We start from the raw sequence: 23,868 nt of genomic DNA, 5'->3' as shown, positions 1-23,868 counted from the left end.
GCTATGTCATCCGCTCCCTCGCCCGCGTCGCCTGCGAAGGGCAGACGACCCCACGTCATCTACCTCGCCATCGGTTTTCCGCCGGCCGCCAAGAGCTCCACGTACCGGATGCGCGAGACGGCCAACCAGTTCGCCAAGGCCGGCTGGGACGTCACGGTCGTCAACATCGCCCGTGAGTCCTGGGAACTCGACTCCGGCATCGACCTCTCCCTGCTCGACCAGGTCGACCCCAGGGTGAAGATCGAGGAACTGCCCTTGGTCCGCGAGGACCTGGAGACGGACATCCGCCTCTACGACGAGGCGCGTGCCCTGGATCCGCACGGCTGGGTCTCCGAGCTCCGCCGTCGTCAGACCCAGACCTTCCCCGAGCCCAACTTCGGCGAGTGGCGCGGCGACCTGGAGCAGGCCGTGCTGCGCATCCACCGCAGGCAGCCGGCGGACCTGGTGCTGGCCAGCTGCGTTCCCTATGTGAACCTCGCAGCTGCCTGGAAACTGTGGGAGGAGGCGAAGGTCCCCTTCGCGGTGGACTTCCGCGACGGCTGGTCCATCGACGTCATCGACGGCGTCGAGGCGTTCGCCCGGGACTCCGAGGAGGGCCGCTGGGAGAAGAAGGTCCTCGACCAGGCGGTCTCCCTGTGGGTGGTCAACGATCCCATCGCCGAGCACTACCGCAAGCGGTACCCCGAGCTCACCTCCCGCGTGCACGTCGTCCGTAACGGCTACGACGCGGACAGCTCGCCGGGCCGTGCGCACAATCCGGACCCCGAGTCCGGTCTGGTCTTCGGCTACCTCGGCACGGTCAACTTCACCGTTCAGCACCTGGAGATCGTCCTGAACGCCTGGCGGGCCGCCCGGGCGAAGGAGCCGCTGCTGGCGAACGCCCGCTTCGAGCTGCGCGGCCACCTCGGCAACGGAGCCAGCCGCGGGGCGAACCGGCACGCCGAGGTCCTCAAGGAGGCCGAGGCCGACGGCGTCTTCTACGGCGGGCCCGCCGCCAAGGCCGAGGTCGCCGACATCTACGCCCGCTGGGACGCCATGGTGCTGGTTCTCATCGGCGGCCGCTACGTCACCTCCGGCAAGGTGTACGAGTACATGGCAACCGGGCTGCCGATCGTGTCGGCGCACGCCGTCGAGCACGACGCCTCTAATGTGCTGAAGGGGCATCCGCTGTGGACGGGCGCTCCGGGCATCGACGAGGCCGGTCTGACGGAATCGTTCGTCAAGGCCGCCCACATGGCCGTGGAGACGACCGACGAGGAGCACGCGGACGCGATGGCCCACGCCGACCAGTTCACTCGTGAGGCGCTGATGTCCGTCGCCGTCAAGAACCTTGTCGAGGAGCTCGCCAAGTGACCGAAGTCCTGCTCGTCGCCACCTCCCGCCCTCAGTTCGGCGTGCTCGCCGACGCGGTGGCCAAGTTGAACGCCCAGGGTGCCCGCGTGCACCTGGCCGGCAGCTTCCACCTGGAGGCCGAGGGCGTCCCCGAGGAGCTCGCCAAAGTCGCGTTGGCCGAGGCGCACCAGTTGCCGCGCAACCTGCGCCATCGCAGCCAGGCACTGCGCCGCCGGGTGGGCAAGGCCCCGCGCGGACTGCGCCAGTGGATCCAGGTGAAGGGGGACTCCTGGCTGCGCTCCCGGGCCCGCAAGGCCGACGTGCTGGTCGCCCTGGACGCCGGCGCCGTGTACACGGTCTGGCGACTGGCCGAGTACAACCGCACCGCGCCCGCAAAGTTCGGGATCGCGCCCGCCCTGAGAGCCGTGGCGGAGTTGCAGGCCCAGGGCGGCACCACGGCCCGGCGTTCCTCCGTCCTGCCACCGCTGCATGCCGTCGCCCGTGACGTACGCCGCGGGGTGGACCAGCTTCCCGCCCAGCTGGTGCGGGCGGCGACCCCGCGGCCCGTGATGCGTTCCGGTGTCGGCGCCCGGCTGTGGCGCTCGGCCGTGACCGCGCCCGGCATGCCCATAAAGGTGCGCGCCGCGACCTCGCGGTACGTCGCGGAGGGCATGCAGTGGGCGGGCCGCGTCAGCGGGGCCGCACTGACCCTCGCGGATGCCGCCGCGAAGATCCCGGATCTGTCCCTGCGGGCCGACCTGTACTACGAGTCCGCCATGCAGGAAATCAAGAAGGGCATCAGCCCCCGCGACTGCGACAAGGCGGTGAAGGCCCATCTGACACTCGCCGACGCGGAGTTCGCCAAGGGAAGAACCGACGAGGCGGCCGACGCGCTGAACCGGGCGCTGTTTCTGCACTTCCACCGCGTGCTGCACATCGACCAGCTGTCCTCGCCGCTGGCCAAGGACGCCGAGGGGTTCGCCGCCGTTCTGCACACGTCGAAGGCGTTCCAGGCGCTCAGCCGCCCCCGCGGCCGCAAGGTTCCCGCCGCTCCGCTGCCCGGCGACCGCCCGCTGCGGCTGTTGGTGACGACGAGCGCCAACGACAACTTCCTGCATCTGATCAAGGCACACTTCGCCGACCACCCCGGCGTCGAGCTGCGCTATCTGGACCTGGCCGCGAACAAGCACCTGAAGCGCATCTCGTGGGCGGCCACGCGGATGCTCAAGGACCGGCTGGCGGACGGCACCACCGACTACCAGGAAGAGGTGGAGCGCCTGATGCGCCCCCACCTCGACTGGGCCGACACGGTGTTCCTCGAGTGGGCGGCCGGACCGGCCGGCATGCTCACCACCATCGACCCGGGCGACACCCGGATCGTCGTACGCCTGCACAGCTACGAGGCGTTCACGCGCTGGCCGCACCTGACGGACTTCTCGCGCGTCGACGACCTCGTCTTCGTGGCACCGCATGTGCAGGACCTGACGACGTCGCTGGTGCCGGTGCTCCGCGGCAAGCAGGCACCCCGCATGCACTTCATCGATAACGCGATGGACCTGTCGGGCTTCAACCGGCCGAAGCCGGCCGAGGCCCGCTTCAACCTGGGCCTGATCGGCATCAGCCAGGTAGCCAAGGACCCCAAGTGGGCCTTGGACGTCCTGGAGCGGGTCCGCAAGCACGACGAGCGCTACCGGCTGATCCTGGTGGGTGGCGACATGGATCCGAAGACCAGCCAGGCCACCAAGGAGTACCTCAAGCAGTTCGAGGCGCTGCTGGAGCCGCTCGAGGAGTCCGGCGCGGTCGTCCGCCTCGGCCCCACGGACGACGTCCCGTCCAAGCTCGTCGACATCGGTACGATCCTCAGCTCCTCCGTGCGCGAGGGCTGCCACGTCGGTCTCATGGAGGGCGCTGCGAGCGGTGCCGTTCCGGTCGTCCGCGACTGGCCCTTCTACGCGGGCAAGCCCAACAGTGCCCGCACCCTCTACCCGCAGGGCTGGGTCGTCCCCTCACCCGCGGCGGCGGCCGAGCAGATCCTGAAGACGACGGCCACAGAGGAGTCTTGGCGCGCCGCCGGCAAGCTGGCGGCGGAGCACGCGCTGACGGTGTGGGACTGGCCCGTGGTGCAGAAGCACTTCGAGCGGCTGTTCCTCGACGAGAGCTGAGCCACGGAGAAAGGGGCCCCGAAAGTGTCCCGGGGCCCCTTTCTCCGTGCCCTGCGCCGGTCGCGTCCGCGGTCTAGGGATGCCGCAGCCGCCAGCCCGTCCAGGCCGACTCGACCATCGCGCGTACGCTGTGCCGCGCGGTCCAGCCGAGCTCCTCGCGGGCTTGGTCCGCCGAGGCCACGACCCGTGCCGGATCACCCGGGCGGCGTTCCCGGACCCGGGGCTCGAGGTCGCCGCGGCCGGTGATCTCCGCGATGATGCGGATCATCTCGGCGACCGAAACGCCCTCGCCGCGGCCGACGTTGAGGACCAGTCGGGCGGCGGGATCGACGACCAGCCTGCGGGCCGCCGCCACGTGCGCGGCGGCGATGTCCTCGACGTGGATGAAGTCACGGACACAGGTCCCGTCGGGCGTCGGATAGTCGTCGCCGAAGATCCACGGCGCCTCGCCCTGGTCGAGGCGTTCGAAGACCATAGGGACGAGGTTGAACGCGCCGTCGTCACCCAGCTCCGGCGTGGCCGCCCCGGCCACGTTGAAGTAGCGCAGAGAGGCCGTCGCGAGGCCGTACCGGGCGCCCGCCGCCGCCACGAGCCACTCCCCGGCGAGCTTGGTCTCACCGTAGGGGTTGATGGGCGCGCACGGCGTCTTCTCCGTGACCAGGTCGACGTCCGGCATTCCGTACACGGCGGCGGACGAGGAGAACAGGAAACGGACGACGCCGGTTTCGGCCGCGGCGTCGAGCAGCGTCCGCAGGCCCTCGACGTTCTCGTGGTAGTAGTACAGGGGTCGCGCCACGGACTCGGCGACCTGCTTCTTCCCCGCGATGTGCACGACGCCGGTCACGCCGTGCTCGCGAAGGACCCGGTCGAGCACGTTCCGGTCGAGGACCGTGCCGACCTCCAGGACGACGCCGTCCGGCAGCCGCTCGGCACGGCCCGTGCTCAGGTCGTCGAGGACGACGACCCGCTCACCGGCGCCCACCATCGCCTTCACCACGTGGGAGCCGATGTAACCGGCCCCACCCGTGATCAGCCAGGTCATGCAAAGCCTTCCTGAAATGGCCCCGCCCCGACACCGGGGCGGGGCCTTGAGTTCTGTCCCTTACCGAGTGGCGTCAGCCGCCGATGACCACCCGACGCACGCCCTTCCAGGCCTCCGGGTCCGTGGTACGGCGCCCGTCGACGAGGACCGTGACGTCCGGCAGGTCCGCCGGGGTCAGGGTGCGGTACTCGGCGTGGTCGGCCTGGAGGATCGCCGCCGTGACCTTCTCGCCCGCGTGCGGGGGGAGGCCGTGCGCGGCCAGCTCCTCGGCCGTGTACATCGGGTCCGAGACGTACGGCACCGCGCCGCGCGCCTTGAGGGCCTCGACGGTCGGGAAGACACCCGAGAACGCGGTCTCCTTCACACCGCCGCGGTAGGCGGCGCCCAGGACGAGGACGTTCACACCGGTGAGGTCGCCGTAGGCGGCCGCGAGCAGGTCCACCGCGTACTGCGGCATCGCCGCGTTCGCCTCACGGGCGGAGCGCACGACGGTCGCCGACGGGTCGTTCCACAGGTACATCCGCGGGTAGATCGGGATGCAGTGGCCGCCGACGGCTATGCCCGGCTGGTGGATGTGGCTGTACGGCTGCGAGTTGCAGGCCTCGATGACCTTCTTGACGTCGATGCCGTTGCTGTCCGCGAACCGCGCGAACTGGTTCGCGAGCCCGATGTTGACGTCCCGGTAGGTCGTCTCGGCCAGCTTGGCCAGCTCGGAGGCCTCGGCGGTGCCCAGGTCCCACACGCCGTTGGCCTGCGGCAGGTCGGCGCGCTCGTCGAAGTCGAGGACCTGCTCGTAGAACTCCACGCCGCGGGCCGTCGACGCCTCGTCGATGCCGCCGACCAGCTTGGGGTAGCGGCGCAGGTCGGCGAAGACCCGGCCGGTCAGGACGCGCTCCGGGGAGAAGACCAGGTGGAAGTCCTCGCCGGCGGTCAGGCCCGAGCCCTCGGCGAGCATCGGAGCCCACCGGGTGCGGGTGGTGCCGACCGGGAGGGTCGTCTCGTACGAGACCAGCGTGCCGGGCTTGAGGCCGTGCGCGATCGCCTTGGTCGCCGCGTCCATCCAGCCGAAGTCCGGGGTGCCCTCGGCGTCCACGAACAGCGGGACGACCACGACGACGGCCTCGGACTCGGCGACCGCGGACGCGGTGTCCGTGGTCGCGCTCAGCAGACCGGCGTCGACGGCCTGCTTCAGCTTGACGTCGAGGTCGTGCTCACCGGGGAACGGCTCGACACCGGCGTTGACCAGCTCGACGACCTTCTCGTTGACGTCCGCGCCGATGACCCGGTGGCCCTTGGAGGCGAACTGCACCGCCAGCGGAAGCCCGATCTTGCCGAGCGCTACTACACAGATGTTCATGGAGGGTCGCTACTTCTTCCTTTTGGAACGGGACTTCAGTTTCCGGACAAGGCCCCCCAGCGCCCGCCGGACCACAGTCCTCTTCGGGGGGTACATCTGGGCCGTGTCGACCACCACGCGTCCCTTGGGGTTGACCAGTGCCGACGCCCGGTACGGGTCGTCGTCCCTGCCCCACTTGCGGGCCAGCGGCATGGGCAGACCCTTGCCGCTCACGGGGATCTCGTACGTCGAACCGGCCACGTCGACGTACACCCGCACGCCCCACTTGCCGGTGGCCGGCTCCAGCGGGACACGGGCGTGCAGCACGGTGGCGGCGGTGCCGTGCACGGCCGGCTCCACCCTCATCTCGCCCACCACGGGCCCGAGCTCGTGCCCGGGCTTCAGCCGGCGCGCGCCCGGCTTGTCCGCCGACTTGGGCATCGCACCCTTGACCAGGCGCAACGCCAAGCCGGCCCCCTCCACGTCACCGAGGACCGGCACCTGAACGGACGCCGTGTAGGCGAGCTTCTCGCCCTGCTGCTCCCAGGCGGAGTCCAGCAGCACGGTGCCCTTGGCGAGGCGGCCCGGTACGGCCTCCCCGACCAGTTCGTAGACCCGGTCGGACACCCCGATGCGGGGGTCACGGAAGCCCGGGTAGCGGGCGTAGGCGCGCTCGCCCTCCACCACGAACGGGGGCGCCCCGTGCTCCGCCTCCGAGGAGATCGCCTCGGCGAGGTCGTCGATGGCCACGGCCTGCGCCAGCGCGATCCGCACCCGGCGCTTGACGTCCATGGCGTCACGGAGGCCGTCGGTGAAGTACACGTCCGCCAGCCGGCCGATGCCCGTGCAGATCTGCCGCTGCAACTCCCGGTCCAGGGACGGGAAGTCGTCCTGGACGAGCTTGGCCAGCTCCCAGGTGAAGTGCCGGCGCAGCACGGCGTCCCGGCCCGGACCCGCCTCGATCAGCCCGGCCGTGAAGTCCATGATCTCGGCCGCCGCCCGCAGCCGCGCCAGATGGTCGGCGCGGTAGGTGATGTTGCTGGCGTCGCCGCGCTTGACCGCGTAGTAGCAGGTGTAGTCGGCCACCACCGAGATCTTCCGGGCGCGCACGCACGCCTCGATGGTGAACGGCTGGTCGCTGCCCACGGGCAGGTGCTCGGGGAAGCGCAGGTGGTACTTCTCCACCATGTCCCGCCGGAACAGCTTGGTGTTCGCCAGGGTGAACGGCAGCGCGGAGTCGTACAGGCTGACGTCCGCGGCGTTCTCCTTGTACAGCGCCTGGTGCACGTACCGGCCGTTGGTGCCGACCATCTTGCCGACGACGACGTCCGAGTCGTTGTCGTCGGCGCACTTCACCATGCGCTCCAGCGCCTCTTCGCCGAGGTAGTCGTCGGAGCCGATGAAGTACACGTACCGGCCGGTGGCGACGTCCAGCGCGCGGTTGCTGGGCGCGGCCGGGCCGCCGGAGTTCGACTGGTGGATCACCTTGACGGTGTCCGGGTACAGCGCCGCGAACCGGTCGAGTTCGGCGCCGCTGTCGTCCGTGGAGCCGTCGTCCACGGCGACGATCTCCAGGCGCTCCCGGCCGATGCTCTGCCCGACCAGGGAATTCAGACACTCGGTCAGGTAAGGCATCGTGTTGTACACCGCGACGACCACGGTGACCTCAGGCGCAGCGCTCATTCCCCTGCTCCACTTCCCCCGTTGTGCGATGCTCAACTACCATGAGTTGCCAGGTCCTTCACCTGCAGGGAGACGCTGCGGTTCTGTGTGGCCGACTCGAGCACGGCCGCCGCCACCTCGACCGTACGCATGCCCTGGCGCAGCGTGCAGATGTCGGCCTCCTTGCCCAGCACCGCGTCCCGGAACAGCTCGTGCTCGACGAGCAGCGGCTCCCGCTTGGGTATGGCGTACCGGATCATGTCGCCCTCGGACACCCCGCGGAAGGCCTGGAGGGCCTCCCACTCGGTGGTGACCGCGGCGTTGGAGTGGAAGGTCAGGTCGGCGGTGAGGGTGTCGGCGATGAAGCAGCCGCGCTCCCCGGTCACCGAGGTGAAGCGCTCCTTGAGCGGGCTGAGCCAGTTCACCAGGTGGTTCACCATGGTGCCGTCGTCGAGGCGGCCCACCGCGGAGACCATGTCCTCGTGCACACGGCCGCTCTTGGAGACGGTGTGGGCGGCGATGGACACGTACTCGCGTCCGGTCACCCAGCCGGTCAGGTCGATGTCGTGGGTGGCGAGGTCCTTGACCACGCCGACGTCCGCGATGCGGTGCGGGAACGGGCCCTGGCGGCGGGTCACGACCTGGTAGACGTCACCGAGCTCGCCGGCCTCCAGGCGGGCGCGCAGCGAGCGCAGCGCCGGGTTGCAGCGCTCGATGTGGCCGACACCGGCGACCAGGGAGCGGGACTCGAACGCCTCGACGAGGCGGCGGGCACCCTCCACGGTCTCCGCGACGGGCTTCTCGATGAGCGCGCACACCCCGGCCTCGGCGAGCGCCAGACCGACCTGCTCGTGCAGGTGGGTGGGGCAGGCCACGACCGCGTAGTCGACCCCGAGGGCGATGAGCTCCTCGACCGTGTCCAGGACCGGCGTCCCCTGGGCGGCGCCGAACTTGTCGCCCATCGGGTCGACGACGCCGACCAGGTCGACGCCCTCCAGTCCGGCCAGCACGCGGGCGTGGTGGCGGCCCATGGAACCGAGGCCGACGAGTCCCGCGCGCAGCGGCTTCCCGTTGCTCACAGCTGCTCCCCCAGCGTGTTCACGGCGGCGACGATCCGCTCGAGGTCGTTCGTGGACAGCGAGGGGTGCACGGGCAGCGACACGACCTCGGCGGCGGCGCGCTCCGTCTCGGGCAGGTCCCAGGTGCGGCCGGCCTTCTGGTCCGGCTCCCAGTACGGCTTCAGCCGGTGGATGGGGGTCGGGTAGTACACGGCGTTGCCGATGCCGGCCTCGGTCAGCCCGGTCATGAAGGCATCGCGGTCGCCCTGGACGCGGACGGTGTACTGGTGGTAGATGTGCCGGGCGCCCTCGGCGACCTTCGGCGCGACCACGTTCGGCGCGCTGATGTGCTCGGTGAGGTACGCGGCGTTGGCGATGCGCTGCTCGGTCCAGCCGTCGAGCTTGCCGCGCTGGACACGGCCGATCGCGGCCGAGACGTCCGTCATACGGACGTTGGCGCCGACGATCTCGTTGGCGTAGCGCTGCTCCATGCCCTGGTTGCGCAGCAGGCGCAGGGTGCGGGCGACCTCGGCGTCACCGGTGGAGATCATGCCGCCCTCGAGGCTGTGCATGTTCTTCGTCGGGTAGAAGCTGAAGGTGCCCGCGGCGCCGAAGGCACCGACGGGGGTGCCGTTCAGGGCGGCGGCGTGCGCCTGGCAGGCGTCCTCGACGACGGCGAGGCCGTGCTGCGCGGCGATCGCCATGATCCTGTCCATCGCGGCGGGGTGGCCGTAGAGGTGGACCGGCATGATCGCGGCGGTGCGCGGGGTGATGGCCGCCTCGACCGCGGCGGGGTCGAGACAGAAGGTGTCGGCGTCGATGTCGGCGAAGACCACGTCGGCCCCGACGAGCCGCACCACGTTGGCGGAGGCCGCGAAGGAGAACGAGGGCACGATCACCTCGTCGCCCGGGCCGAGGCCGAGGGCCATCAGCGCCAGGTGGAGGGCGGAGGTGCCGGAGTTGACGGCGACGCAGTGACGCCCGTCTACCAGCTCCGAGAACTCCTCCTCGAAGGCGGCCACCTCCGGACCCTGGACGACCCGGCCGCTGCGCAGCACGCGCACCGCCGCCTCGATCTCGTCCTCGTCGATCACGGGTTTGGCGGCCGGTATGAACTCATGGGCGTCGGTCATCGACGTACCCCTCCTCTACGGCGACCTCGAAGGCGCACCACGTCATGCGGTCGGGAAGGGCCATGTCGATGCTCAGCACGGCCGCATCCCTGGTTGTCCATGGCCGCCTGTGGGCGGATGGACGGCTTGTACACAGGACCCCGCCCCCCGAGGGTTCCTTGCGGGAAGTCAGCCGTACCCGGTGCGGGACCGGGTGTGCTCATCGGCTGTGGTCACGGTGTGCATGTCTTTGGCCACCGGGACCAGACTGCACGTTACCAGCACGCGGACGGCGATTTTCCCGAGTGTTACCACAGAGAAACCACCACCCCGGGTGCCCTCGATCACAAGCAAGACACAGCGTAACTCTCCGGTGAACACAGTGCGACACGAGGTGAGGGGCCGAGGGGCGTACGGACGACGGCGCGGGCGCCCGGTGAGAGCCGGACGCCCGCGTCGTGTCGCACCGCAGGTGAGGGGGTCAGTCCTCGGTCGTCTGCGCAGCCGCCTTCTTCGCGACCGTCGCCTTGGCGGCCTTCTTGGCCGTCGTCTTCTTGGCCGCGGTCTTCTTCGCCGCGGTCTTCTTGGCCGTCACCGTCTTCTTGGTGGCGGCCTTCTTCGCCGTGGCCTTCTTGGCCGTCTTGCGGGCGGCCGTCTTCTTGGCGGGAGCGGCCTCCTCACCGACGACACCCTCGGCCTCGGGGGCCTCAGCCTCGGTGACCTCAGCCTCGGGGGCCCGGGTCTCCGTGGGCTCGGCCTCCGTGGGCTCGTCCGTGGCCTCGGTCTCCGTGGCCTCCGCCGCGGCCGACGGGACGACCACGACGGCCGTCTCCTCGGGCGCGGTCGGCGCGGTGGCCTTGCGCACGGCACGGCGCCGCGGGCGGGCCGGGGCCGCGCTCTCGGCGACCGGCTCGGCCTCGGCGACCGGCTCGGCCACGACGGGCTCCGCCTCGGCGGCCGGGGCCTCCACGGCGGGCTCGACGACCGTCACCACGGCGGCCTCGGCCCCGGCGGGCGAACCGGCCGGCGCGGACACCTTGCGGGTGGCGCGACGACGGGTACGGCCCTTGGGCGCGGCCTCCTCGGCAGCGGGCGTCTCGGCGACGGGGGCCTCGACGACCGGGTCCTCCACCGCGACCGGCTCGGCCTGTGCGGCGAGCGTCTCGGCCGGCCGCACCGGACGCGCGGCCTCCGCCTCGGCGGTCACGTCCTGCGCGGTGGGCACCTCCGCGAGCTCCTCGACGGGCGTCTCGACAGGCGCCTCGACGGGCGTCCGGACGGGAGCCTCCTCGACGAGCTGCTCGGCCGGCTCCTCCGCGGCGAACACCTCGCCACGGCCCCGGCGCCCGGCACCCCTCGGCGCACCGGCCGGAGCGGACGCCCGGCGGCTCGTCCTGCGACGGCCCCGCCCACGCGTGGCCGCGGCCTCCGCCTCGGCGACGCTGCTGTACAGCTCCTCGTCGGGGGCGAACTCCGGGGGCGTCAGCACGAGCGGCTCGGCCACCTCGGCGGCGACCTCGGCCTCGCTCTCGGTCTCCTCCTCGACGTCCACCAGCGGCTCGGCGGTCTCGACGGCCACGGCCTCGTGCTCGTGGGCGTCGCCGCCCCGGCCGCGCTTCCTGCGCTTGCCGCCGCCACCGACGGAGGTCGGCTGCTCCATGTGGACGATGACACCGCGGCCGTTGCAGTGGACGCAGGTCTCGGAGAAGGACTCCAGCAGACCCTGGCCCACCCGCTTGCGGGTCATCTGCACGAGGCCCAGCGAGGTCACCTCGGCGACCTGGTGCTTCGTACGGTCGCGGCCCAGGCACTCCAGCAGTCGGCGCAGCACCAGGTCCCGGTTGGACTCCAGCACCATGTCGATGAAGTCGATCACGATGATGCCGCCGAGGTCGCGCAGCCGCAGCTGGCGCACGATCTCCTCGGCCGCCTCCAGGTTGTTCCTGGTGACCGTCTCCTCGAGGTTGCCGCCCTGACCGGTGAACTTGCCGGTGTTGACGTCGACGACGACCATCGCCTCGGTCCGGTCGATCACCAGCGAACCGCCGCTGGGCAGCCAGACCTTGCGGTCCAGCGCCTTGGCGAGCTGCTCGTCGATCCGGTAGGTGGCGAAGACGTCGACCTCGGAGGTCCACTTCGACAGCCGCTCGGCCAGGTCGGGCGCGACGTGCGAGACGTATCCGTGGATGGTCGACCAGGCTTCGTCGCCGCTGACGACGACCTTGGAGAAGTCCTCGTTGAAGATGTCGCGGACGACCCGGACGGTCATGTCCGGCTCGCCGTACAGCAGCGACGGGGCGTTCGAGCCGCCGCCGTTCCTGGACTTCTTCTGGATGTCCTCCCACTGCGACTGGAGGCGCTCGACGTCACGGCGCAGCTCGTCCTCGCTCGCGCCCTCGGCGGCGGTGCGCACGATCACGCCCGCGTCCTCGGGGACGATCTTCTTCAGGATCGTCTTCAGCCGGGCCCGCTCGGTGTCGGGCAGCTTGCGGCTGATGCCGGTCATCGAGCCCTCGGGGACGTACACGAGGTAGCGGCCCGGGAGGGAGACCTGGCTGGTCAGCCGAGCGCCCTTGTGCCCGATCGGGTCCTTGGTCACCTGGACGAGGACGGACTGCCCGGACTTCAGCGCGGACTCGATACGGCGCGGCCCGTTGGCCATGCCGAGCGCCTCGAAGTTGACCTCACCGGCGTACAGGACGGCGTTGCGGCCCTTGCCGATGTCGATGAAGGCGGCCTCCATCGACGGCAGGACGTTCTGGACCTTACCCAGGTAGACGTTGCCGACGTACGAGGTCGACTGCTCCTTGTTGACGTAGTGCTCGACGAGCACGCCGTCCTCCAGGACGCCGATCTGGGTGCGCTCGCCGCTCTGGCGGACGACCATCACGCGCTCGACGGCCTCGCGGCGGGCCAGGAACTCGGCCTCGGTGATGATCGGGACGCGTCGGCGGCCCTGCTCGCGGCCTTCGCGGCGGCGCTGCTTCTTGGCCTCCAGACGCGTGGAGCCCTTGATGGACTGCACTTCGTCGGACGGCTCGGCGGGCTTGCGCGGCTCCCGGACCTTGACGACGGTGCGCTCGGGGTCGCCGTCGCCCGGCTCGGTGTCGGTGCCGCTGTCTCCGGCGCGACGACGGCGGCGGCGCCGGCGACGGCTGCCCGCGGTGGACCCGCCGGCCTCGTCCTCGGCGTCCTCGGCGTCCTCTTCCGTCTGCTCGGCCGTGTCCTCGGCGTCCTGAGCGGCCTGCTCGGCGGCGAGTTCGTCGGACTCGGCGTCCACGCCGTCGCTCTCGCCGTCGGCGGCCTCGCCCCGGCGGCGACGACGCCCACCGCGGCGACGGCGACGGCGCGAACCGGTCTCCTCGCTCTCCTCGTCGCCCTCGACCCCGTCCTCGGCGGCCTCGTCGGCCTCCTCGGGCTCGGTCTCGTCCGGCGCCTCGGCGACGGGCGCGGGCGTGGCGGTCACGGTCGGCTCGGCGGCCTCGGTCTCCTCCGCGAAGGCGGCACCCCGGCGACGACGGCGACGGCGCGAGCTGGCCTGCTCCTCGGCGGGAACCTCCTCGGTGGGCAGTTCCTCGGTCTCCTCGGCCTCGACCGGCTCCTCGGCGGACGCGGCGGCAGCCTCGGCGGCGGCGCGCTGCGGCGTCTGGAACTGCGGCTCGGCGAACACGGGCGCCTGGAACACGGCGACCGCGGGTCGCGCGGGCCGACGCGGTGCGTCGCCCTCGCCGTTGCGCACGGGCGCGGGCTCGGAGAAGCCGCCGGCGGCCCGGCGCACGACGCGCCGACGGGCCCGTCGGGTACCGGTCTCCTCGTCGGCGGGCGCCTCGGCGACGGCCGGGGTACGGGGGGTGGCATCGACGGCCGGGGCCTGGGCGGCGGCAGGGGCCGTCGCCTCGACGGCGGCGGGCTCGGTCACGGCGGCCTCGGCAGCGGGCGCGGGCGTGGCGGTCACGGCCGGCTCGGCCTCGCTCTCGGCGGCGGCACCGGCGGGCGCGGTCGCCCGGCGGGTGGCACGACGCCGGGCACGGGGCGCGGGGGCAGCCTCTTCGGCGACCTCCGGGACGGCGGGCGCGGCCTCGGCGGGCTCCTCGGCCGCGGAGGGCTCCGTCTGCACCGTCTCCTCGCTGACCGTCTCCTCGCCGGCCGCGGTCTCGGCCGGAGCGCCGGCGGGCGCCGACGCCCGACGGGTGGCCCGACGCCGGGAACGCGGCGCGGGAGCGGCCTCCTCGGCCTCGACCTCGGCCTCGGCGGGAGCGGCGACCTCGGCTTCGACCTCGGTCACGGGCTCGGTCGCGGGCTCCGCCTCGGCCGCCTCGGCAGCAGCCGGGGCACCGGCGGGCGCCGACGCCCGACGGGTGGCCCGACGCCGGGAACGCGGCGCGGGAGCGGCCTCCTCGGCCTTCTCCGCCACGGCCTCCACCTCGGCGGCTTCGGTCACCTCGGCGGCATCGGCGGCAGCGGTCACCGGCACCACCGTCTCAGCGGCGGCCTCGGCCGCCTCGGCCGGGGCACCGGCGGGCGCCGACGCCCGACGGGTGGCCCGACGCCGGGCACGGGGCGCGGGAGCGGCCTCCTCGGCCTTCTCCGCCACGGCCTCCTCGGTCGCGCCGGTCACGGCGACCTCTTCGGTCTCGTCGACCTCGTCCGCCAGCTGCTCGGCGGTCTCCACGGCCGGTATGGCCGGCGCGGTGATCTCGGCCGGGGCCTCGGCGGCGCCGCTCGGCGGGCCGGCCGGGCGGGAAGCGGCACGGCGCCGACGACGCGGCGGCAGGGTGTCGCTGGGGGTGTTGTTCTGTTCTTCGGAACCCTGGGTGGGTTCGGTCGGTTCGAGCATGCGGGTGTGTCTCCCGTCAGGCTCCCGGGCGCCGCACCGGGCCCGGCGCCGATCACGAGGGATCGGTCGCCGTTGACGTCCGCGGCTCGCGCGCCTGCGCGCTGCCGCCGTCCGGGGCGCGGCCGCCGCACGGGAGCTCTCTGTGTCCTGTCTCGCCGGTTCCGTAGCCCTGTTGCGACGGCCTGGCGAAAGTCTTCTGGTGGGTGCGCCGCCCGACCCAGGTGGCTCCCGAGTCCGAGGGCTGCGCTACGACGCCCGTCCCGATGCGGAACCTTCCGTGCGTCGACGCCTTCGCGGCGGCAGTCGCTAGGCCGTTGTGAGGGCCTCGGCTGCCTCGCGGTCGGGCGCGAGCGGGTCGGTCACGGCGCCGGTCTCTTCATCGAGCAGCCCCTGCGCCAGCCTGGTCACCGCTGCGGGGACCGGCGGCGCCAGGTCGGCCACGGCGCGGAGACCGGACAGGACGTCGTCGGGTCGTACGGCAGGCGTCACGTGCCGAACAACCAGGCGCAGTATCGCACAGGCCCGGTCGGTCGGCCTATCAGCCGCATCACTCTGTGTTTCGAGACGGACGACCGCGGGGCGGGCGTCGAAGGTGCGCACGCCGTTCTTGGTCATGCGCTGGACCTCGACGGACCCGGCGGAGTTGAAGGCCTGGACGGCGCGTTCGGCGTCGGCCGGGTCGACTCCGTCGAGCCGCAGCTCCCACACGGAGGCCGTGAGCCGGTCGGCGAGGCCCGAGGTGCGGGCCTCGACCGCGTCGACGATGTCGAGCCCGCTGGGCAGCGACTCGTCGAGCAGCGCACGCAGCGTCTGCGGTTCGCGCGCCGCGGTGAGCGCGATCTCCAGGTACTCCGCCTCGCTGCCCGTGCCGGTGGGCGCGGCATTGGCGTACGACACCTTCGGGTGCGGCGTGAACCCCGCCGAGTACGCCATCGGCACCTCGGCACGGCGCAGCGCGCGCTCGAAGGCACGCTGGAAGTCACGGTGGCTGGTGAACCGGAGGCGGCCGCGCTTGGTGTAGCGCAGTCGGATGCGCTGCACCGCGGGTGCGGGCGGCGGGCCTTCGGGCTGTCGCTTGCCCAGTGTCGTTCAGTCCTTCGTGAGGTTCGTGAGAGCGGTCGTACTGCTATCAAGAGTACGTGTGCCGAGCGGCGACGGTTCCCGCCGGAGCACCGCTTCCCTCTCCCGGGTCCGCACGGCCCCCTCCCGTGACTCCCCGAACAGCAGCCGCCGTACGTCGGCCCGGGTCTGCCGGGCCGTCTCGCGCGCGGAGGCGAGGGCCTGCCGGGTCGCCCGGCCGACGGCGCGCGCGGCCTGCGCGGCGGGCTTCAGGACGGCGTCGCGCACGGCGTGTCCGACCGGGGTGAGGACGGTCCGGTACACCAGGCGCACCGGCTCGACGACGACCCACCGGAAGAGGGTCGCGAGGAACCGTCCGACGGCGCGCGAGAGGTGCCCCGCGATCCGCCAGGCGTGTCCGAGCGCGTCCCCGACCTCGCGGGCGAGGACGCCGAGGAAGCGCCCGACGGGGACGAGCACCCAGCGCCACAGCGCGAGCGCGGGCAGCACCAGCAGCACCCGCGCGATCCAGTAAACGGCCGTCCCGAGCCCCGTGACCAGCAGTCCCAGCAGCCGCCACAGCCCGACCGCGCACCAGGCGGCGGCCCGTCCGACAGGGGCGAGGATCCACGCGTACGCCCACCGCGCCGGGACGACGACCAGGTACCGGACGAGCCACCGCACGGGTACGACGACCGCGTACCGCACGGTCCACAGCACCGGCAGGACGATCCCGTACCGCACCAGCCACACCACCGCGTGCCCCACGGGCGTCAGCACGCGCGCGTACAGCCGGGCGAGCCCCGCCGCGACCCCCTCGGCCAGCCACCGGGCGGCCTGGCCGAGCGGGGTGAGGACGTACCGGTGAAGGGCGACGGCGGGGGCGATCACCAGGACCTTCCCCAGCCGGAGCAGGGCCCGGCCCAGGGGCCGGAGCAGGGTGTCCCGCAGGAAGCGGCCGGTGACGACCAGCGCGTCCCAGGCCATCCGCACGGGCACGACCAGCACGAGCACCACGATCCGCACGGGCAGCCGGATCGCGACGACGAGACATCCCTCCGGCTGACGCGGCTCGGCGGGCGGTTTCTGCAGGTCCATACAGGTGTAGACGCCGCGGACCGCTCACCGGATGCACCGCATCAGCCGGACGGACGACAAAAGTGTGACCGGCGTGCGCAGTTCAGGACGTGCCGCGGCTCTGCGCCTCGGCGGTGGCGATGGCTTCCGCCTCGGCCTCGGCCAGCTCGATGGCGACGCCGAAGGCCTGCGCGATGTGGCCGGCCGCCGACATCACGCGCGCGCTGCCCACGACGGGCGCGATCGCGACGAGGACGTCCTGGAGCTCCTCGACGGTCAGTTCGGCCTTGACCGCCGGGTCGATGTGCGCCAGGTACGAAATGGCCGGCGCATCGACGGCCACCAGGGCCGCGATACGGGTCAGGATGAGCGTCCGGTCGTCCATGTGACAACGCTCGACGGAGTCGATGGTCATGGCGGCGAGCGTGTCGAGGACAGGGGTCTCGGATGCAGTTGCCATGGCGGGATCACCTTTCTGAGTGGTGCTTTCTGAGTTGTGCTTTTCTGAGTTGGGCTTTCTGAGTGGGCTTTCTGAGTTGGGCGGGGTCGATGTCAGGCGCGGATGCGCCTGACCAGGGCCTTGCCCAGCTCCCACAGCGCCAGCAGGGCCACCGCGGGCAGCAGCGACCAGCCGAACTGCTCCAGGTCGAGGTCGGTCGTCCCGAGGAGCCGCTGGAAGCCGTCCATCTGGGTCACCAGCACGGCAAGCACGAACTCCACGAACATCGCGATGTTCATCTGCCTGCTGTCGAAGCTGGCGGTGGTGAGCACGGTCTCCGTCTCGCTGCGGCACTCCAGCGCGGCCACGATCAGACACAGAGCGAAGGACGTGAACGCCATGGACTGGCCGATCTCGACGCTGTCGAAGCGCGAGGTGCCGAGCTGGATCAGACAGAGCAGGCCGACCGTGATCGCCAGCCCGGACAGCCCGACGGTGACCATCACCCCTGTGGTCAGCACCGGTTCGCCGCGCGGGCGGGGCCGGCGCGCCATGAGTCCCGGGCTCTGGCGGTCGAAGCCCAGCGCGAAACCGAAGGCGGCGTTGACGAAGAAATGGATCCACAGGACCTGCGCCGGGGTGAACGGCTCCCCCGCGGCGATGTCGAACAGCGTCGCGCCGAGGAAGGTCAGCACGAACACGACCAGCAGCACCAGCACGAACCGGATGTACTTGGTGAGGTTGTCGTAGATCTTGCGGCCCTGTTCGACGGCGAAGACGATCGTCGCGAAGTTGTCGTCGGACAGCACCACGCGGCCGGCGTTCTTGGCGACCTCGGTGCCCGACCCCATGGCGATCCCTACATCGGCGGCCTTGATGGCCGGAGCGTCGTTGACGCCGTCCCCGGTCATCGCCACCACATGCCCCTTCGCCTTCAGCGTGTCGGCGAGCAGCACCTTGTGCTCGGGGGCGACCCGCCCGACCACGCCGATGTCGTCGATCCGCGCCAGCCGCTCCTCCTCCGGCAGCGCGGCGAAGTCGGCGCCGAGCACGGCCTCGCCCTCGATGCCGAGCTGCCGGGCGATGGCGGCCCCCGTGACGACGTCGTCGCCGGTGACCATCCGCACCCGGATGTGGGCCGCCTGGGCGTCGGCCACCGCGGCCCGGGACTCCTCGCGGGGCGGGTCGACCATGCCGACCAGGCTGGTCATCTGCACCTCGGTGACGTACCCGAGGAGGTCGCCGTCGGCGTCGAAGTCCGCCGGGTCGAGGTCCCGGCGCGCAGCCGCCATCACCCGCAGGCCCTCCCCGCCCATGCGCTCGATGTGGGTCTGCGCCCGCGCCCCGGCGTCCTCGTCCCACGGCACCGCCTTCCCGCCCGAGAGCGCCGTCGCGGCCCGGCCGATCACCGCGGGCGCCGCCCCCTTCACGAAGCAGCGCACGACGGGGCGGCCCGTCTCGTCCGTCGCCCGGTTGAAGGTGGCCATCAGCTTGTACGACGGGTCGAAGGGCAGCGTGGCCAGCCGGGGCAGCCGCTCCCGGGTGGCGTCGATGTCCAGGCCGGCCTTGTGCCCGAGCACCAGCAGCGCGCCCTCGGTGGGGTCGCCGACCACCGCGCCCCCGACGAGTGCGGCGTCGTTGGCGACCAGGTACGGCAGGATCGCCTCCTCCATGTCGGGCGCCGAGCCGACGGGGTGACTGATCCTGCCCTCCAGGCCGTACCCGGTGCCGGAGACGGTGTAGCGGTCACCGGGATCGAGCACTTCCACCACGGTCATCTGGTTCATGGTGAGCGTGCCGGTCTTGTCGGAGTTGATCGCCGAGGTGAACCCCAGCGACTCCACCGACGGCAGGTCCTTGACGATGGCCTCGCGCTGGGCGAGGTCGACCGCGCCGATCGACAGGATCGTCTGCGTCACCGTCGGCAGCGCCTCCGGGATGGCGGCGATGGCCAGCGAGACCGCGCTCACGAACAGCGCGTCCCACGCCGTACCGCGGCCGCGCCCCAGCACGAACATCACGATCATCGTCAGCCCGGCCGTCCCCGCGATCCACAGGGTGAGCCGGTCCAGCTCCCGGGTCAGCGGGGAGGCCTCCCGGGTGGTGCTCGACAGCATCCCCGAGATACGGCCGAGTTCGGTGTCGGCCCCGGTGGCCGTGACGATCACCGTCGCGCTGCCGTGGGTGACGGGGGTGTTCATGAACGCCATGTTCGTGCGGTCCCCGGGGGGCAGATCCGCGCCGGTGAGCGTCCCGGGGTCCTTCACCGCGGGCACGCTCTCGCCGGTCAGCGCGGACTCGTCGATCTGGAGGGCGTTCGCGGTGACGATCCGCCCGTCGGCCGGCACCTCGTCGCCCGCCGCGAGCAGCACCACGTCACCGACGACGACCTCCTCGGCCGGTATCTCCGACTCCGCCCCGTCCCGGCGCACCCGCGCGGTCGCCCTCATCATCGACTTGAGGGCGTTCATGGCGCTCTCCGCCTTGCCCTCCTGCCGCATCCCGACGACCGCGTTGAGGACCGTGAGCACCAGGAGCAGGACGCCGGTGCTCCACTCCTTGATCGCGAGGGAGACCGCCGCGGCGGCCACCAGGACGATCTGCATGTAGCTGCTGTACTGGGCGAGGAAGCGGCGCCAGCCCGGCACCGGCTGTTCCTCCGGCAGCGCGTTCGGGCCGTTCGCCCGGAGCAGCTCGGCCGCCCGGTCGGCGGACAGCCCCCGCTCGGGCTCGGCCCCGAGGGCCGAGGCGACCTCGTCCGGGGGCAGCGCGTACCAGGACCGATCGCCTGCCACCCGCGGCCGGGGCTGCGGCTGCGGGACGCGAGCCGGGGCGCTCATGCCCGCCCCCCATGCTTCCCGCCCCTACCCTTGCCCGCGGCCTTGCCCCTGCCCCTTCCCTTGCCCCTCCCCTTTGCCTTTCCCTTGGCCTTCCCCTCGGCCTTTCCCTCGCCCGTTTCCTTCGCGGCGAAGGGGTCGGCCGGCTCGCCCTCGGGGGCCTGGCGCTCCAGCTCGCGCTTGACCTCGGCCAGCTCGCGCCGGGTCTCGCCGCCGACCTCCGGGTAGCGGGGGTCGATGCCGATCAGGGTGTGGGCCAGCACCGCGCTCACACACACCCGCGCGAACCACTTCCGGTCGGCGGGGATGACGTACCAGGGCGCCCAGGCGGTGCTGGTGGCCGACAGCATCTTGGAGAACGCCTTCTGGTAGTCGTCCCAGTGGGCGCGCTCACGGACGTCGGCGGGCGAGAACTTCCAGTTCCGCTCGGGGACGTCGATGCGCTTGAGGAAACGGGTGCGCTGTTCCTCCTTCGACAGGTTCAGGAAGATCTTGACGATGGTGAAGCCGTTGTCGGTGAGGTAGCGCTCCCAGTCGTTGATCTCCCGGTAGCGCCGCTTCCAGACGCCCGGACCCCGGGCCGCGCCGGGCAGCTTCTGGCGCAGGAGGTTCTCCGGGTGCACCCGTACCACCAGGACCTCTTCGTAGTGGGACCGGTTGAAGATGCCGATCTCGCCGCGCCGGGGCAGTTCGCGGTGGTAGCGCCAGAGGAAGTCGTGGTCGAGCTCGTCGTCGGAGGGCACCTTGAAGCCGGCCACCCGGACGCCCTGCGGGTTGACGCCGCTCATCACATGCCGGATCGTGCCGTCCTTGCCGCCGGCGTCCAGCGCCTGGAGACAGACCAGTACCCCGTGCGTGTCCTGCGCGGCCAGCCGCCGCTGGTAGTCGGCGAGCAGCTCGACCCCGCTCCGCAGCAGCTCGACGCCGTCCCGCTTCCTGCGGATGCCCGCCTTGTACCGCGGGTCGAAGTCCTGCTCCAGCCGCACCTTGCGGCCGGGCTCGACCCGCAACGGACGGACGAACTCCGCGATCCGCTCGGCCCTCTCGTCGCCCATCGCCCGCTCGCCCTTCGCCGCCGAGTCCCCCGATCCCCTCCAGCAGCATCACCGCGCATGCCTTCCCCGGCCTCACCCGCCACGGGTGGTTCCCCGCCGCCCGGCACGCTCCGGCTTTAGGTTGACGGTCATGACGGATGACTGGAGGACGGATCGGATCGGGGCGGCCCTGCGGGGCGAGAACCCGACGGTGATACGGCGGCTCGAGTCGGGGTTCGCGGTGATCGGCGACGTCCAGTTCCTGCCGGGGTACTCGGTTCTGCTCGTGGACGAACCCGGTGTCCAGCGGCTGACCGATCTGCCGAGGGCGAGGCGGCTGTCATTCCTGTCCGACATGGACCGGCTCGGAGAGGCCGTGGAGCGGGTCTGCCGACGCCTCGACCCCGCCTTCCGCCGGGTCAACCTGGAGATCCTGGGCAACACCGATCCGTTCCTGCACGCCCACGTCTGGCCACGGTTCGCCTGGGAGCCGGCCGAGCTGGTGGGCAGGCCCGTGTGGCTGTATCCGGGCGACCGGTGGAGCGACGAGCGCTTCAGGCTGGGTCCGCACCACGACGTGCTGCGGGACGGGATCGGGAGCGAGCTGGACCGGTCGCGTCCACCGGCCTGACGGCCGGGAAGCGGCCGCCAGGACCGTCACCCCTCGTCGACGACGCGCTCGCCGGTGACGGCATCGATCGTGACGGCCCGCCGGGCGACGCCGACCCGCCAGACCGGCAGCCATGCGCGGCGAGGATCGAGAAGGAGACGACCAGGCCTGGTACGGCGGAGACGGACGCCTCAGTCATGGGCAGACCGGGCGCCGCGGCCTCCTCGGTCGCGGCGCCTCCTCGCTCGCCTCAGTGTCCGTGCCCGTGTGTGTGTCCGCTGGTCGCGGGCTCCTTCTTGACCGTCAGCGGCAGCAGCTTCTTGCCGGTGGGGCCGATCTGGATTGTCGTGTCCATGGCGGGGCACACGCCGCAGTCGAAGCACGGCGTCCAGCGGCAGTCCTCGACCTCCGTCTCGTCGAGCGCGTCCTGCCAGTCCTCCCAGAGCCAGTCCTTGTCGAGGCCCGAGTCCAGGTGGTCCCAGGGGAGGACCTCCTCGTAGGTGCGCTCGCGGGTGGTGTACCAGTCGACGTCCACGCCGAAGGGGGCGAGGGCCTTGTCGGCGCAGGCCATCCAGCGGTCGTAGGAGAAGTGCTCGCGCCAGCCGTCGAAGCGGCCGCCGTCCTCGTAGACCGCGCGGATCACGGCGCCGATGCGGCGGTCGCCGCGGGAGAGCAGGCCCTCGACGATGCCGGGCTTGCCGTCGTGGTAGCGGAAGCCGATCGAACGGCCGTACTTCTTGTCGCCGCGGATCTTGTCACGGAGCTTGGTCAGGCGCGCGTCCGTCTCCTCCGCCGAGAGCTGCGGGGCCCACTGGAAGGGGGTGTGGGGCTTGGGGACGAAGCCGCCGATCGAGACCGTGCAGCGGATGTCGTTGGAGCGGGAGACCTCGCGGCCCTTGGCGATCACGTTCATCGCCATGTCGGCGATCTGGAGGACGTCGTCGTCCGTCTCCGTCGGCAGGCCGCACATGAAGTACAGCTTCACCTGGCGCCAGCCGTTGCCGTAGGCGGTGGCGACGGTGCGGATCAGGTCCTCCTCCGACACCATCTTGTTGATGACCTTGCGCATCCGCTCCGAGCCGCCCTCGGGGGCGAAGGTCAGGCCGGACCGGCGGCCGTTCCTGGTCAGCTCGTTCGCCAGGTCGACGTTGAAGGCGTCGACGCGGGTGGAGGGGAGGGACAGGCCGATCTTGTCCTCTTCGTAGCGGTCGGCGAGGCCCTTGGCGATGTCGCCGATCTCCGAGTGGTCCGCACTCGACAGCGACAGCAGACCGACCTCCTCGAAGCCCGTCGCCTTCAGGCCCTTCTCCACCATCTCGCCGATGCCCGTGATCGAGCGCTCGCGCACCGGGCGGGTGATCATGCCGGCCTGGCAGAAGCGGCAGCCGCGCGTGCAGCCGCGGAAGATCTCCACCGACATGCGCTCGTGCACCGTCTCGGCGAGCGGGACGAGGGGCTGCTTGGGGTACGGCCACTCGTCGAGGTCCATGACCGTGTGCTTGGAGACACGCCACGGGACGCCCGACTTGTTGGGGACCACGCGGGCGATACGGCCGTCGGGGAGGTACTCGACGTCGTAGAACGCCGGGATGTAGACGCCACCGGTCTTCGCGAGGCGGAAGAGGACCTCCTCGCGGCCGCCGGGACGGCCCTCGGCCTTCCACTCCTTGATGATCCGCGTCATGTCGAGCACGGCCTGCTCGCCGTCGCCGATGACCGCCGCGTCGATGAAGTCGGCGATCGGCTCGGGGTTGAAGGCCGCGTGGCCGCCCGCGAGGACGATCGGGTCGTCGATCGTGCGGTCCTTGGACTCCAGCGGGATGCCCGCCAGGTCCAGGGCCGTGAGCATGTTGGTGTAGCCCAGCTCGGTGGAGAAGGACAGGCCGAACACGTCGAAGGCCTTCACCGGGCGGTGGCTGTCGACCGTGAACTGCGGGACGCCGTGCTCCCGCATCAGCGCCTCCAGGTCCGGCCACACGCTGTACGTGCGCTCGGCGAGGACGCCCTCCTGCTCGTTGAGCACCTCGTAGAGGATCATGACGCCCTGGTTGGGCAGGCCTACCTCGTAGGCGTCCGGGTACATGAGCGCCCAGCGGACGTCACAGGACTCCCACGGCTTGACCGTGGAGTTGAGTTCGCCCCCGACGTACTGGATCGGCTTCTGCACGTGCGGGAGCAAGGCTTCGAGCTGCGGGAAGACCGACTCGACAGACATCGCGGCGTTACCTTCGTGAGCTGACAGGGTGGCCATCCAGCCTAACGCGCCCGGAG

General features: G+C 71.7%; 15 protein-coding genes. 3 read left to right on the top strand and 12 right to left on the bottom strand.

Features of this window, described 5'->3' with window-relative positions:
* Positions 1–108: 108 nt before the first annotated feature.
* Complete coding sequence (locus tag AQJ58_RS02285) at positions 109–1,353, top strand: glycosyltransferase (protein WP_079078649.1); 1,245 nt, start codon at positions 109–111, stop codon at positions 1,351–1,353.
* Entirely contained in the window at positions 1,350–3,494 is a 2,145-nt protein-coding gene (locus AQJ58_RS02280; protein ID WP_067244266.1) for a glycosyltransferase family protein, read from the top strand. Before AQJ58_RS02285 ends, AQJ58_RS02280 begins: the two co-directional genes overlap by 4 nt.
* A gap of 73 nt (positions 3,495–3,567) precedes the next feature.
* Here AQJ58_RS02280 and galE read toward each other — a convergent pair whose 3' ends face one another.
* From galE to AQJ58_RS02225, 11 genes are all read right to left on the bottom strand, one after another.
* Positions 3,568–4,536, bottom strand: coding sequence for a UDP-glucose 4-epimerase GalE (galE, locus tag AQJ58_RS02275; protein ID WP_067244264.1), 969 nt, complete (start codon positions 4,534–4,536; stop codon positions 3,568–3,570).
* A gap of 73 nt (positions 4,537–4,609) precedes the next feature.
* On the bottom strand, positions 4,610–5,893 hold the full coding sequence (locus AQJ58_RS02270) for a nucleotide sugar dehydrogenase (RefSeq protein ID WP_067244262.1): 1,284 nt from the start codon (positions 5,891–5,893) through the stop codon (positions 4,610–4,612).
* A 9-nt stretch (positions 5,894–5,902) separates the two neighbouring features.
* The gene (locus AQJ58_RS02265) at positions 5,903–7,555 is read right to left on the bottom strand and encodes a glycosyltransferase family 2 protein (RefSeq protein WP_067244260.1); all 1,653 of its coding nucleotides are present in this window, start codon (positions 7,553–7,555) and stop codon (positions 5,903–5,905) included.
* Between the two features lie 32 nt (positions 7,556–7,587).
* On the bottom strand, positions 7,588–8,565 hold the full coding sequence (locus AQJ58_RS02260) for a Gfo/Idh/MocA family protein (protein WP_067245661.1): 978 nt from the start codon (positions 8,563–8,565) through the stop codon (positions 7,588–7,590).
* A gap of 44 nt (positions 8,566–8,609) precedes the next feature.
* Positions 8,610–9,725, bottom strand: coding sequence for a DegT/DnrJ/EryC1/StrS family aminotransferase (locus AQJ58_RS02255; protein ID WP_067244258.1), 1,116 nt, complete (start codon positions 9,723–9,725; stop codon positions 8,610–8,612).
* Between the two features lie 460 nt (positions 9,726–10,185).
* A complete protein-coding gene (locus AQJ58_RS02250; protein WP_067244257.1) occupies positions 10,186–14,541 on the bottom strand; it encodes an Rne/Rng family ribonuclease in 4,356 nt (1,451 codons plus the stop codon).
* Between the two features lie 306 nt (positions 14,542–14,847).
* Positions 14,848–15,582 (bottom strand): TIGR03936 family radical SAM-associated protein, encoded by a 735-nt coding sequence (locus tag AQJ58_RS02245; RefSeq protein WP_067244255.1) that lies wholly within the window; start codon positions 15,580–15,582, stop codon positions 14,848–14,850.
* A gap of 48 nt (positions 15,583–15,630) precedes the next feature.
* Positions 15,631–16,698 carry a hypothetical protein gene (locus tag AQJ58_RS02240; protein ID WP_067244253.1) on the bottom strand — a complete coding sequence of 356 codons (1,068 nt, stop codon included), beginning with the start codon at positions 16,696–16,698 and terminating at the stop codon, positions 15,631–15,633.
* Between the two features lie 82 nt (positions 16,699–16,780).
* A complete protein-coding gene (locus AQJ58_RS02235) occupies positions 16,781–17,137 on the bottom strand; it encodes a carboxymuconolactone decarboxylase (RefSeq protein ID WP_067244251.1) in 357 nt (118 codons plus the stop codon).
* 92 nt (positions 17,138–17,229) lie between these two features.
* On the bottom strand, positions 17,230–19,956 hold the full coding sequence (locus AQJ58_RS02230; RefSeq protein WP_067244249.1) for a cation-translocating P-type ATPase: 2,727 nt from the start codon (positions 19,954–19,956) through the stop codon (positions 17,230–17,232).
* Complete coding sequence (locus AQJ58_RS02225; RefSeq protein WP_079078647.1) at positions 19,953–21,008, bottom strand: polyphosphate kinase 2 family protein; 1,056 nt, start codon at positions 21,006–21,008, stop codon at positions 19,953–19,955. Before AQJ58_RS02225 ends, AQJ58_RS02230 begins: the two co-directional genes overlap by 4 nt.
* A gap of 130 nt (positions 21,009–21,138) precedes the next feature.
* Here AQJ58_RS02225 and AQJ58_RS02220 point away from each other — a divergent pair, with 130 nt between their 5' ends.
* A complete protein-coding gene (locus AQJ58_RS02220; RefSeq protein ID WP_067244248.1) occupies positions 21,139–21,618 on the top strand; it encodes an HIT family protein in 480 nt (159 codons plus the stop codon).
* A 229-nt stretch (positions 21,619–21,847) separates the two neighbouring features.
* Here the strand turns inward: AQJ58_RS02220 and AQJ58_RS02215 are convergent, their stop codons facing one another.
* A complete protein-coding gene (locus AQJ58_RS02215) occupies positions 21,848–23,812 on the bottom strand; it encodes a TIGR03960 family B12-binding radical SAM protein (protein ID WP_067244246.1) in 1,965 nt (654 codons plus the stop codon).
* Positions 23,813–23,868 lie beyond the last annotated feature (56 nt).

Origin of the sequence: Streptomyces sp. DSM 15324 (assembly GCF_001514285.1) — a bacterium.
Lineage (GTDB): Bacteria > Actinomycetota > Actinomycetes > Streptomycetales > Streptomycetaceae > Streptomyces.
Note: the sequence above shows the minus strand (reverse complement) of the source record. Positions and strands in the feature narration are given on the sequence as shown.